Source organism: Glaciimonas sp. CA11.2, from assembly GCF_034314045.1.
GTDB lineage: Bacteria > Pseudomonadota > Gammaproteobacteria > Burkholderiales > Burkholderiaceae_D > Glaciimonas.
In genome coordinates this window covers 3,276,896-3,289,686 of record NZ_JAVIWL010000001.1, presented here as the reverse complement: position 1 = coordinate 3,289,686, position 12,791 = coordinate 3,276,896, and the positions used below count along the sequence as shown (strand labels likewise).

General features: G+C 49.0%; 10 protein-coding genes. 8 read left to right on the top strand and 2 right to left on the bottom strand.

Annotation, left to right across the window (positions count from 1 at the left end; translation table 11 throughout):
- Positions 1-395 precede the first annotated feature (395 nt).
- The 8 genes from RGU75_RS14300 (at position 396) to RGU75_RS14265 (ending at position 9,777) form a co-directional block, all read left to right on the top strand.
- The gene (locus RGU75_RS14300; protein ID WP_322240528.1) at positions 396-1,121 is read left to right on the top strand and encodes a 16S rRNA (uracil(1498)-N(3))-methyltransferase; all 726 of its coding nucleotides are present in this window, start codon (positions 396-398) and stop codon (positions 1,119-1,121) included.
- Between the two features lie 290 nt (positions 1,122-1,411).
- Positions 1,412-1,870: a YidB family protein gene (locus tag RGU75_RS14295; RefSeq protein ID WP_322236994.1), complete on the top strand. Its 459-nt coding sequence runs from the start codon at positions 1,412-1,414 to the stop codon at positions 1,868-1,870.
- A gap of 217 nt (positions 1,871-2,087) precedes the next feature.
- Positions 2,088-3,065: a bifunctional riboflavin kinase/FAD synthetase gene (locus tag RGU75_RS14290; RefSeq protein WP_322236992.1), complete on the top strand. Its 978-nt coding sequence runs from the start codon at positions 2,088-2,090 to the stop codon at positions 3,063-3,065.
- Positions 3,066-3,211: 146 nt separating this feature from the next.
- Positions 3,212-6,115: an isoleucine--tRNA ligase gene (gene ileS / locus RGU75_RS14285; protein WP_416186817.1), complete on the top strand. Its 2,904-nt coding sequence runs from the start codon at positions 3,212-3,214 to the stop codon at positions 6,113-6,115.
- A gap of 153 nt (positions 6,116-6,268) precedes the next feature.
- Complete coding sequence (gene lspA / locus RGU75_RS14280) at positions 6,269-6,790, top strand: signal peptidase II (RefSeq protein WP_322236990.1); 522 nt, start codon at positions 6,269-6,271, stop codon at positions 6,788-6,790.
- Between the two features lie 43 nt (positions 6,791-6,833).
- Positions 6,834-8,045: a bifunctional phosphopantothenoylcysteine decarboxylase/phosphopantothenate--cysteine ligase CoaBC gene (gene coaBC / locus RGU75_RS14275; RefSeq protein ID WP_322240525.1), complete on the top strand. Its 1,212-nt coding sequence runs from the start codon at positions 6,834-6,836 to the stop codon at positions 8,043-8,045.
- Between the two features lie 173 nt (positions 8,046-8,218).
- Entirely contained in the window at positions 8,219-8,668 is a 450-nt protein-coding gene (dut, locus tag RGU75_RS14270) for a dUTP diphosphatase (RefSeq protein WP_322236989.1), read from the top strand.
- Complete coding sequence (locus tag RGU75_RS14265) at positions 8,668-9,777, top strand: M48 family metalloprotease (protein ID WP_322236987.1); 1,110 nt, start codon at positions 8,668-8,670, stop codon at positions 9,775-9,777. Before dut ends, RGU75_RS14265 begins: the two co-directional genes overlap by 1 nt.
- 255 nt (positions 9,778-10,032) lie before the next feature.
- On the opposite strand, the gene clpA is transcribed toward RGU75_RS14265, so the two are convergent.
- On the bottom strand, positions 10,033-12,333 hold the full coding sequence (gene clpA, locus RGU75_RS14260) for an ATP-dependent Clp protease ATP-binding subunit ClpA (RefSeq protein WP_322236985.1): 2,301 nt from the start codon (positions 12,331-12,333) through the stop codon (positions 10,033-10,035).
- Entirely contained in the window at positions 12,330-12,638 is a 309-nt protein-coding gene (clpS, locus tag RGU75_RS14255; RefSeq protein ID WP_322236983.1) for an ATP-dependent Clp protease adapter ClpS, read from the bottom strand. The genes clpA and clpS overlap by 4 nt, the downstream gene beginning before the upstream one ends.
- Positions 12,639-12,791: the final 153 nt, after the last annotated feature.

Genomic DNA, 12,791 nt, shown 5'->3' with positions numbered 1-12,791 from the left:
AAGAGATAGCACTAAAGCGCGATATTTTACCAAAATGCCGAGTCCTACGTTGCAAAAACACGTCGACTAGCATTTTTAGAGGCAAAAATAAATAGTTTTAAGGATCGAAATACAGATTCAGCTGCTCTCATTTCAAATGAGAAACAAACAGATGAACAAGGCGACAAACAAGCTGATGGATAAAGAATTCATTTTTACTTCGTGATCACCAACGCGATCAAAACGAATTAGTTGGGTTAACTCTTCCAAATAAACCTCTACTAAGGCGAATAGCCGTGATCAAAATAGCGATTCCGGTCAACTTCCGTCATACTAAGCCATCTTACGGCAAGCTAATAGGTCTCCATTCTATTTGCTCAACCTATTACAGTTGCCACTCACATTCTTTCGATCCTATGCCGCGTTTTTACATCCCTAATTCACTTGAAATTGGTTCCCATTTAGCACTACCGGAATCGGTGGCGCATCATATCCAAGTGCTCCGTCTTGCACTTGGGACACCGATTACATTATTCAATGGAGGCGGCGGTGAGTTCACTGCCACTATCATTAGCATCGAAAAAAAGCGCGTCAGTGTAGAAATCAAAACGTTCTCGCCACGTGAAGCTGAATTGCCTTACGCCATCACTCTGGCGCAGGCGCTGCCCGAATCGTCAAAGCTGGACTGGATCATTGAAAAAGCCGTTGAGTTGGGCGCTGCCGGCATTCAACCTCTGTCAGCACAGCGCTGTGTCGTGCGATTTTCCAGCGATCGGGTCGAAAAAAAACAAGCACATTGGCAAGCTGTCATTGTCGCCGCGGCGGAGCAAAGCGGACGCAATCGATTGCCCCATTTAGCCCCGCTCACCTCCCTCAATGAATGGTTAGGTCAACAAGACTTACATAAGCGGATTATCTTGTCCCCGCGCGGAGAAGAGTCTTTGTCAAACTGGGCCCGCCATCAACCGCCGCAATCGGTGGCGCTATTGATAGGTCCGGAAGGTGGTTTTACCGAGTTAGAAGAGCGAGCCGCGTGCGCTCAAGGCGCATTGATGCTGTCTATGGGCGCAAGAATATTACGTACTGAAACAGCGGGGCTCGCAGCGCTGGCAGCGATAAATGGTATCTGGGGAGAAATGTAATTAGTGTCGGTCATTTGCACAAGATGCAATAAAATCTATCACGCCAAAATTAACATGCTATTTTGATAAATTTAAATCATAAACATCCATTCTGATCAGTCGTCCGCAACAAAATTTGTTTCCATATTGCAAATAATACAGTGCTTTTAGGCAATATTATTAGTAAAAACTCGCATTGAGGGTCGCAGTCGTCCACATTTAGCCCTATAGTTAGGTGGGTATCGCCGTCGGTTACCCGTTCTTTTTTATTTCGCTTCATATTGGTATCCGTTTTTACTGAGGAGAAAATCATGGGATTATTAGATGGCTTGCTTGGCGCGGTCAGCGGCAATCAAGGAGAGTCAGGGCAAACGAACGATCCCAAAGCGATGCTGATACAAGCCGCGCTTAGCATGCTAACCAATCATTCTGGTGCTGGTGTAGGTGGCGCAGAGGGTGGTTTAGGCGGTCTACTGAGCAAATTTCAGGCTGCCGGACTGGGTGACGTGGTGAGTTCATGGGTCAGCAACGGCCAAAATCAAGCGATATCCCCAGATCAGGTCCAACAGGCGTTAGGCGGTGGTCAACTAGAACATTTGGCACAAGCTACCGGACTTTCTGAAGGCGAAACTGCCAGCCATTTATCAGAAATACTACCTGGATTGATTGATAAATTAACCCCTAATGGAGAGGCTTCTGAATCCGGTGGTGGTTTGAGCGGGCTTGCGGGTATGCTTGGCGGCCTACTCGGCGGTAACAAATCCGCTTAAATCGGTGACTTTTCCTTAAGTAATACCGGTCATTAATTGCGGAGAATAATACCGCGAAGCTTGGAAAATCGCCCTTTTGAGGCGATTTTTTCATCGTTTCTTCCTTTTCAAACACAAATAAAACAAAGAACGACCAACCATTCCAACGGTAGGTGGGAGTTGCGACGCGAAAGCATTTATAATCTATGGTTTTGCAACATCTTTCCCGGCCACTTCTATGAAGGTATTTCGCGGACTTCCCAACGCAGAATCGCGTGCGCCCTGCGCTCTGACGATCGGCAACTTTGACGGCGTACATCGCGGCCATCAGATTTTGCTCGCGCACGTGCGCAAAGCCGCGACCGAATTAGGTCTCGATGCTGCCGTGATGACATTTGAGCCACATCCGCGTGAATTTTTTGCTCAGCATTTCCAACATCCGGTCATATTGCCAACCCGCGTAGCCAATTTGCGTGACAAGTTGCAATCGTTGGCGCAAGCCGGTATTGACCGCGTGATCGTCGAACATTTCAATGCGCATTTTTCCGCTCTGTCGCCGCAAGACTTTATCGAAAAAGTATTAGTACAAGGCCTGCATATCAAATGGTTAATGGTAGGCGAAGATTTTTGCTTTGGCGCGCGCCGCGCTGGCAATATCGCAACGCTGATTGAAGCCGGGAAAAAATACGGTTTTCAGGTAAAAACCTTACCAAATGTGATGAACGACGGAACACGCGTGTCCTCATCGGCAGTACGTCTCGCATTGGCGAATGGTGACTTTGCCGCTGCAAGAACCTTATTAGGCCATCCTTATTCCATCTCAGGACACGTTGTTCATGGAAAAAAATTAGGGCGGACGTTGGGGTTTCCTACATTGAATCTGCGCGTTCACCATAAACGACCTGCGTTGTCGGGCATTTTTGCAGTGCGGGTCCACGGACTAACAGAGCAGCCTCTACCCGCCGTAGCCAGTATTGGCACACGCCCTACCGTCGACAAAAGCGGGCATGTGCTGCTAGAAGCCTTTATCCTTGACTACTCTGGCGATTGTTACGGCAAAGTGGTAAAGGTCGAATTTTTAAAAAAATTGCGCGACGAAGAAAAGTACGTTGATCTGCCAACATTAACTGCGGCAATCCAGCGCGATGTTGAAAATACACGGGATTACTTTCGCCAGCACGATAGCGCCGCCATTTCAGCGACCGACCGAATTTGAGGCGTGTTGCAACATGAAGCGCCGGTTGCAGCAGATAAGGTTGTCGCACTGAGTCTGTGACATATTGGTGCCATCCCAAGGGGTGCAAAGCTTACCGCAATCGCCACTTTGCCACAGACATCCACTGAATTCAATTGAAGAAAATTATGTCCGACCAGCCAACTCAAGTACCTAAGCCAGAAAATAACAAGGCCGCAAAAGTAACTAAGCCACAAAGCAAATATCCGGTCAATATGACCGAAACAGCTTTCCCTATGCGTGGCGATCTTGCCAAGCGAGAGCCGCAATGGGTAAAAGAGTGGCAAGAAAAAAAGGTGTATGAGCGCATTCGCAAAGCCTCTAAAGCCCGCCCTAAATTTATCCTGCATGACGGCCCACCGTATGCAAATGGCGAGATCCATTTAGGTCATGCGGTGAACAAAATTCTGAAAGACATGATCGTTAAAGCGCGCAATATGGCTGGCTTTGACGCGCAATACGTGCCCGGTTGGGATTGTCACGGCATGCCGATCGAAATCCAGATCGAAAAGAAATATGGCAAAAATCTGCCCGTGGCGGAAGTACAGGCAAAAGCACGCGCTTATGCCAACGCCCAGATTGATTTGCAGCGCAAAGACTTCATCCGGCTAGGCGTATTGGGCGAATGGGATAATCCCTACAAGACCATGAACTTCAGCAACGAAGCAGATGAGTTACGCGCGCTCGGCACGATACTCGAAAAAGGGTATGTGTATCGGGGTCTGAAGCCGGTCAACTGGTGTTTCGATTGCGGCTCGGCACTAGCTGAAGCGGAAGTCGAATATCAGGATAAGCGTGACCCATCGATTGATGTCGGCTTCCCGTTTGCAGAACCAGAAAAACTTGCCACCGCATTCGGCCTGTCAGCGTTGCCGATCGATAAAGGCTACGTCGTTATCTGGACCACCACGCCGTGGACCATCCCTTCTAATCAGGCGCTCAACGTCCATCCTGAAGTCGACTATGCCTTAGTGGAGACGGTCCGCAATGGCGAACCGATTTTGCTGATTTTGGCACAAGATCTGGTTGCGGCATCGCTGGTCCGTTTCGGTCTCGAAGGTAGCGTCATCGCGACCTGTAAAGGCTCGGCACTGTCGCTAATCAATTTCAAACATCCGCTAGCCACTGCGCATGCTGGTTATGATCGTTTGTCACCAGTCTATTTAGGCGACTACGTCACCACTGAAAGCGGCACCGGTATCGTTCATTCGGCACCCGCTTATGGTATCGAAGACTTTATTTCCTGCAAAGCGCATGGCCTCAAAGACGATGACATTATCAGTCCGGTCATGGGCGATGGACGTTATGCATCGTCATTGCCGTTATTTAATGGCCTGACAATCTGGGAAGCGTCGAAACCCATCTGCGCGACACTGGAAGAAGTTGGTAGCTTATTTAAGCTAGAGATGTTTGATCACAGTTATATGCATTGCTGGCGTCATAAAACACCCATCATCTACCGCGCCACATCGCAATGGTTTGCCAGCATGGATAACTTGCCAACAGATGGCGGTGATAGCTTACGCAAAACTGCCATCCGCGCTATTGAAGACACGTCTTTTTTCCCTGCATGGGGTAAAGCCCGGTTGCATGGCATGATTGTCAATCGTCCCGACTGGACGCTCTCGCGCCAACGCCAATGGGGCGTGCCGATGGCCTTCTTCGTCCATAAAGAAACCGGCGACCTGCATCCGCGTACGCCAGAATTGCTAGAGCAAATCGCACTATTAATCGAAAAAAGCGGCATCGAAGCGTGGCAAGCATTGGACCCAAAGGACCTGCTCGGCGACGAAGCTGATCTTTATACAAAAAATAAAGACACGCTGGATGTCTGGTTTGACTCGGGCCTGACACATCAGACAGTGCTGCGCGGATCGCATCATCTGCAATCGCAGTTCCCGGCTGATCTGTACCTGGAAGGCTCGGACCAACATCGCGGTTGGTTCCACTCGTCATTATTGACTTCCTCAATGCTGAATGGCCGTGCGCCCTATAAAGCGCTGTTGACACACGGTTTTGTGGTCGATGGTGAAGGCAAAAAAATGTCGAAGTCGTTGAAAAACGGCATCGAACCACAGAAAGTATCGGACACACTCGGTGCCGAAATTTTGCGTTTGTGGGTTGCCTCCAGCGATTATTCTGGCGAAATCACGATCTCTGACGAGATTTTGAAACGCGTCACCGAATCGTATCGTCGCATCCGTAATACGCTGCGCTTTCTATTGGCGAACACTTCCGACTTCAACCCATTGACTGACGCGGTACCAATTGGTGAGTTGCTGGAAATCGACCGTTATGCCATTGCTAGCATGACGCAACTACAAGTTGATGTTTTGCAACATTACGAAGGTTATGAGTTTCACCCGGTTATCTCGAAATTGCAGATGTATTGCTCGGAAGACCTGGGTGGTTTCTACCTCGACATTTTGAAAGATCGGCTATACACCGGTGGTGTTACATCGCACGCGCGACGTTCGGGCCAAACCGCGATATGGCACATTACCCAAGCCTTGCTGCGCCTGATCGCACCAACGTTGTCATTTACAGCAGAAGAAGCCTGGTCGTTCTTTGCCAGCAAAGATGCTTATGCCGACAGTGACGAGACGATCTTTACGCAAACCTATTACACGCTTCCTGTCATTGATGGCGCTGCGACATTGATCGAAAAATTCAATGCCTTACGCACGTTGCGTGCCGATGTCACCAAACGTCTGGAAGAAGTGCGTGCTGCTGGCGGTATTGGTTCGTCGCTGCAAGCTGAGGTTGAGTTGAAGGTCACGGCTAGTAAATACGCACTGTTGAACAGCCTTGGCGATGATCTTAAATTTATCCTGATTACTTCCGCAGCCACCGTGACAGAAGTCGCATCGGCAGCCGAAGAAACTATCTTGGTAACGCCATCATCCCAACAAAAATGTGAGCGCTGTTGGCACTATCGCGCTGATGTCGGCAGCCACGCCGAGCATGTTGGTTTATGCGGACGTTGTGTTTCTAACCTGTTTGGCAGCGGTGAAGACCGCCATTTTGCCTAAGCTGCTGATTGCATAGAGTACAAAGACCAGCTTTAACTGAACGGCCCGAAATCAATCTGTATTATTTTCGGGTCGTAAATCATCTTGATGGTTTTTGTTTGTATTTGCTTTATATCCGGCACCACTGATTCTTGCTTGCTGAACCCTATATTTATGGCCACTAAAAAACGCTCTGTATCGTCGAACTCGCACTCATCCTCTAAATTAAGTGCAGGATTGCTTCCCTGGATGGGAATCGCAGGGCTCGTAATTCTTATTGATCAATTGACCAAAGTCACCATCACGCGGATGTTCAGTTATGGCGAATCCCATCCGGTAACGGCGTTCTTCAACCTTGTGTTGGTGTACAACCCTGGCGCCGCATTCAGTTTTCTGGGATCTGCGTCAGGATGGCAGCGCTATTTTTTTACGGGCGTTGGTATAGCCGCCGCGATTTTCATTGTTTTTCTGCTTAAACGTCACGCTGGACAACGCATGTTTTGTACTGCGCTGGCGTTAATACTCGGCGGTGCGCTGGGCAATGTAACGGACCGTATCGCTTATGGGCACGTGATCGACTTTTTGGATATATACATTGGGCGCTGGCATTGGCCTGCATTCAATATCGCCGATAGCGCGATTTGCATAGGCGCGGTATTGTTCGTCATAGATGAGCTGCGTCGTGTCAATAAATAAGCAACTTGCACTACTTTTTTGAAGTTTTATCCCGGGAGTAATGATGGATCTCGCTGGTAAAAAAATTGTTCTCGGCCTTACCGGAGGCATTGCCTGCTACAAAGCGGCGGAATTCACGCGTGCATTGATCAAAGCAGGTGCATCGGTACAGGTCGTCATGACACAGGGTGCGCTCCAATTTATCACCCCGATTACGATGCAAGGCTTATCGGGACAGCCAGTGTTTACTGATCAATGGGACGCACGTATCGGCAATAACATGCCGCATATTGATCTGACGCGGGACGCCGATGCGATCGTGATTGCACCTTGCTCGACTGATTTCATGGCTAAACTAGCCCACGGCGTCTGCGATGACCTATTATCGACGTTGTGTGTGGCGCGACAAGCACGACTACCGCTATTGATTGCGCCCGCCATGAACGTGGAAATGTGGCAAAACCCCGCTACGCAACGCAACGCAAAACAATTGTTAGCAGACGGCATTCAATTGCTTGGCCCTGCCGCGGGAGATCAGGCTTGCGGTGAAGTCGGCCTGGGTCGCATGCTGGAGGTTGACCAGCTTTTGGCAGAAGTCATTTCATCCTTTCAGCCCAAAATACTCAAAGGTAAACGCTTGCTGCTGACTGCTGGCCCCACCTTTGAAGCAATTGATCCGGTGCGCGGCATAACCAATCTTTCGTCCGGAAAAATGGGCTACGCGATTGCCCGCGCCGCACGTGAAGCTGGTGCTGAAGTCACCCTCATATCAGGACCAACTGCTCTGCCGATTCCATATGGCGTGCGCTGCCTTAATGTTCTTAGCGCCCAGCAAATGCATGATGCTGTGTTATCGCATGTGACAGGCCAGAATATTTTTGTGGCTGTCGCAGCGGTCGCGGATTGGTACGTCGCCAATGCGAGTGATCAAAAACTGAAGAAGAATGCGGAGGGTAGCACGCCCGAATTGGTATTTGCCCAAAATCCCGACATACTGGCGGCGGTTGCCGCTCTGCCCTTGCCGCAACGACCTTACTGTGTCGGCTTTGCGGCAGAATCCGAAAACCTGCTCGAATATGCCGAAGCAAAACGTCAACGGAAAAATGTGCCGCTACTGGTTGGCAATATCGGTCACGATACATTTGGAAAAGACGAGAACCAACTTGTCCTATTCGACGTCAAAGGTCATAGCAGTTTTCCGCGTGCGAATAAACTGCAACTTGCGCGTCAGCTCATTGCCGAAATTGCCGTACGTATCAACGTCGGCATCGTTTGATCTATCGTCAAATGCCATCGTAAGACGTGGACCGAAAGGGAAGTTAAGCGGCCATGGCGGTGACACAATCGCCACATTGCAGACGCTCGATAACCGCTTTATTACGCTTAGTTGCCGCATTGGCCGATTACTTGACTCACCTTTTTCAAAAAATTAGCTAAATAATTTATTATATGAAAACAATCGACGTAAAAATTCTTGATCCACGTATGCAGGATCAGCTACCCAAATATGCCACCGAAGGAAGTGCCGGTCTTGATTTACGTGCTTGCCTTGATGCGCCAATCACGATTAAGCCGGGTGAAACACATTTAGTACCAACTGGTCTGGCCATACACATCGGCGATCCAGCGTACGCAGCGATGATCTTACCGCGCAGTGGACTGGGCCATAAACACGGCATCGTATTGGGCAACCTGGTCGGCTTGATCGATTCCGATTATCAAGGGCAACTGATGATATCAACCTGGAATCGCGGCGACACTGATTTCGTTCTTAATCCGATGGAACGTTTGGCACAACTCGTCATCGTACCGGTCCTCCGAGTCGATTTTAATATTGTTGCTGATTTCGACAGCAGTGAGCGTGGGACCGGCGGCTTCGGTAGCACAGGAAAACACTGATGGAAAAATCTATGAAGGCAACACCTCCGCAATGGTTAGCTTTAAGACGAACTGCAATAATGTTACCGCTTGTCTTGCTAGCCGCCTGTGCGACGCAAGAGCCGAATCAGCCCACTGCAGTCACAACACCAACCGCTCATAAAACTCAACCAACACTGCAGCCAATCAAGCCACCAGCTAATCCTCAGCAAGCAGAATTGCGCGTAATCGTCACTCAGCAGGATCGTTTGTATGCTGTTGCAGCGCCATTGTTGGTTAATAATGCCGATCTTTGCCGGAACAATGCCCGCAACCTACTCGGCTTTACCGCAAAAACAAAATTCTCTTATTCGAGTGAGTTTATCGAGGCGGCCCAAGTTTCTTTAGGCTTGTCCGATCAACTACAAGTTACCGGCGTATTGGCTGGCAGCGGTGCTGCACAAGCTGGTGTCAAGCCCGGCGACTTACTCTCGACTATCGAAGGCAAACCAGTCCCGCCAGGACCAAATGCTGAGAGACTGGCCGCGCTCATGTTAGGACCGCTGGTCAGCCGAAGCGCAACCATCAATTTGGGCATGATTCGGAATGGGCATAACGTTAACCTCAACGTGCCATTAACCCGGGCCTGCGCATTTGGTGTCGAACTGGGAAATACAGAGAACGTTAACAGCTATGCGGATGGACGCCGTCTGCTGATTACATCGGGAATGGTCAAATTTGCCCAAACCGACGATGAGCTGGCCTATGTCATCGCCCGCGAGATGGCCCATAATTCGCTCATGCACGTCGTGAGACAAAGAATGACAGCCACTATGAGCGGCATTATCGACAACTTGATACGCCTCCGTCCTGATACCAGTTCATTATCTGGTAGTGCGGGCGTCAAACCTTATACGCAGCAATTGGACGTCGCCGCCGACAAACTTGCACTCTACATGGTGGCACGCGCTGGATATAAGATTGATAATGCAGGGGTATTTTGGCAACGTCTGGCAAACCAATACCCAGCGAGTGCTCCAAACGGTCATACGGCGATACATCCAGCCACTTCAGCACGGCTAGATATGATCCGAAAAACTATTACAGAGATTGAAGCCAAGCAAGCGATTGGCGCTGCTTTGACGCCTTAATGGTCTGCGCGGCAGCGTATGCGTTTTTCTGTGCCCTGCCGCTACTACAAACAGTCTTTCATTAGACTCAAACAATGCTTCGTTTGATCCAAAAAAAGCCCGAATCACAGACGTGAATTCGGGCTTTTTATCGTACTTTACTGAGGTGATGACTGCACTATTTTATTCATGCAGCTCTTTTGGACCCACAATCAAAAACACAAAGAGAGGGACTGAATATATTCCCGCTCACAAGTTCATGCTGAATGCCAAAACTTATTCCACTTCAACCGTCTCTTGCGGGGTCGCCGGCTTTGCTTGATTCTTCGCAGGAAAATCAAGCTTAATCTGTTCTTTATCGTCCAGATCAACCGTTACCCGACCACCGGACACCAACTTACCGAACAATAGCTCGTCAGCAAGTGCCTTTCGAATCATGTCCTGAATCAACCGGGACATTGGTCTCGCACCCATCAATGGGTCAAAACCTTTGCGTGCCAGGAACTTGCGTAAGTTCTCGGAAAAGACTGCTTCCACTTTCTTCTCGTGCAGTTGTTCTTCCAATTGCATCAAGAATTTATCTACTACACGCAGGATGACTTCTTCGTCCAGGGCACGGAAACTGATGATTGAATCGATACGGTTGCGGAACTCAGGCGTAAACATCCGCTTAATATCCACCATCTCATCACCGGCTTCTTTCTTCTCTGTGAAACCAATAGTCCGCTTTTGCAAACTCTCAGCACCCGCATTAGTGGTCATAATAATGATCACGTTACGGAAATCTGCCTTGCGTCCATTGTTATCAGTCAGCGTGCCATGATCCATTACCTGCAACAGAATATTGAAAATATCAGGATGTGCTTTTTCAATTTCATCAAGTAACAATACTGCATGCGGCTTTTTGGTAACAGCCTCAGTCAGCAAACCACCCTGATCGAACCCGACATAACCTGGTGGTGCACCGATCAAACGACTCACCGCATGGCGTTCCATGTATTCAGACATATCGAAACGAATCAATTCGATACCCATGATAAACGCGAGCTGCTTTGCCACTTCAGTCTTGCCAACACCGGTCGGACCCGAGAACAAGAAAGACCCGATCGGCCGGTCAGTTTTGCCTAGGCCAGCACGTGCCATTTTGATTGCCGAAGCCAGAGCATCAATTGCCGGGTCCTGACCAAACACCACGTTCCGCAAATCACGATCAATCGTCTTTAGCTTGCTACGATCATCCTGATTAACAGTTTGCGGTGGGATGCGGGCAATCTTGGAGATGATGTCTTCAATCTCGGTTTTACCAATTGTTTTCTTTTGCTTCGACTTTGGCAACACGCGTTGCGCAGCCCCGGCCTCATCAATGACATCAATCGCTTTATCTGGCAAATGACGATCATTGATAAATCGCGCTGCCAATTCAGCCGCCGTCGTCAACGCAATCGCGGAGTATTTCACGCCATGATGCTCTTCAAAGCGAGACTTCAAGCCACGTAAAATTTGTACGGTTTCTTCGACTGTCGGTTCATTGACATCGATTTTCTGGAAGCGACGTGATAACGCATGATCTTTTTCGAACACGCCCCGGAATTCAGTATACGTCGTCGCACCGATGCATTTTAGTTGGCCACTGGAAAGCGCTGGTTTCAATAAGTTGGACGCATCTAGTGTGCCACCGGAAGCTGAGCCCGCACCGATGATGGTATGAATCTCATCAATGAACAAAATGCCGTGTTCGCTGTCCTTCAACTGTTTCAGGACTGCCTTCAAACGTTGCTCGAAATCACCACGATATTTAGTGCCAGCCAACAAAGCGCCCATATCCAGTGAGTAGACGATTGCGTTGCTCAAAATTTCAGGAACATCACCTTGTGTGATCCTCCAGGCCAAACCTTCTGCGATCGCCGTCTTACCCACGCCGGCTTCACCGACCAGTAATGGATTATTTTTACGGCGACGACATAACGTTTGAATCACACGCTCGACCTCAAACTCACGCCCGATCAATGGATCGATTTTGCCTTCCAGCGCCAGTTTATTCAGATTTTGCGTGAACTGATCCAAGGGGCTTTCTTTTTGCTGCCCTTCAGCCTGCACTTCTTCCACACTCTCAGGAGATTTTTGACCTTCACCGACCTGGTCTTTGCGAACACCGTGTGAAATAAAATTCACCACATCCAGACGCGTCACACCTTGTTGGTGTAAATAGTACACAGCATGCGAGTCTTTCTCGCCAAAGATTGCCACCAGCACGTTCGCGCCAGTGACTTCTTTCTTGCCGTTAGATGCCGACTGAACGTGCATAATCGCACGCTGAATGACGCGTTGAAAGCCGAGGGTTGGCTGTGTATCTACCTCCCCGGAACCAGGCACCGTTGGTGTGTTGTCGCCGATAAAAATCGTCAACGTCTTGCGCAGATCCTCAATATTGCCAGCACAAGCGCGCAATACTTCGGCAGCCGATGGATTATCCAGCAGTGCCAAAAGGAGATGCTCAACAGTGATGAACTCGTGTCGTGCTTGTCGAGCCTCAACAAACGCCATATGCAAACTTACTTCTAATTCCTGCGCAATCATGCTTCCTCCATCACGCATTGCAGGGGATGTCCTGCTTTTCGCGCGTGCGTTAATACTAATTCGACTTTTGTCGACGCGATATCTTTCGAAAATACCCCACACATACCTTTTCCCTCGCGATGCACCTTAAGCATAATCTGCGTCGCGGTCTCTCGATCTTTGTTGAAATACTCCTGAATCACGGCCACTACAAATTCCATTGGCGTGAAATCATCATTCAACAAAAATACCTGGTACATAGGGGGCGGCTTGAGCTTTTGCTCCTGTCGCGTCGCTACCGTTCCGTCTTCGTGCTTGGTTGCCATGCGTCTATTCTAAAACGTTCATACAAATACGCAGCAAAACCGCTGCAAAGATAATGCTTTATAGTTTGAAATAAACGCGGAATTAAATCTACATTAATTTAATAGTACGCGCTTTCTTCTTGTAGTGCAGATGACGTTACAACGAAGGAATTC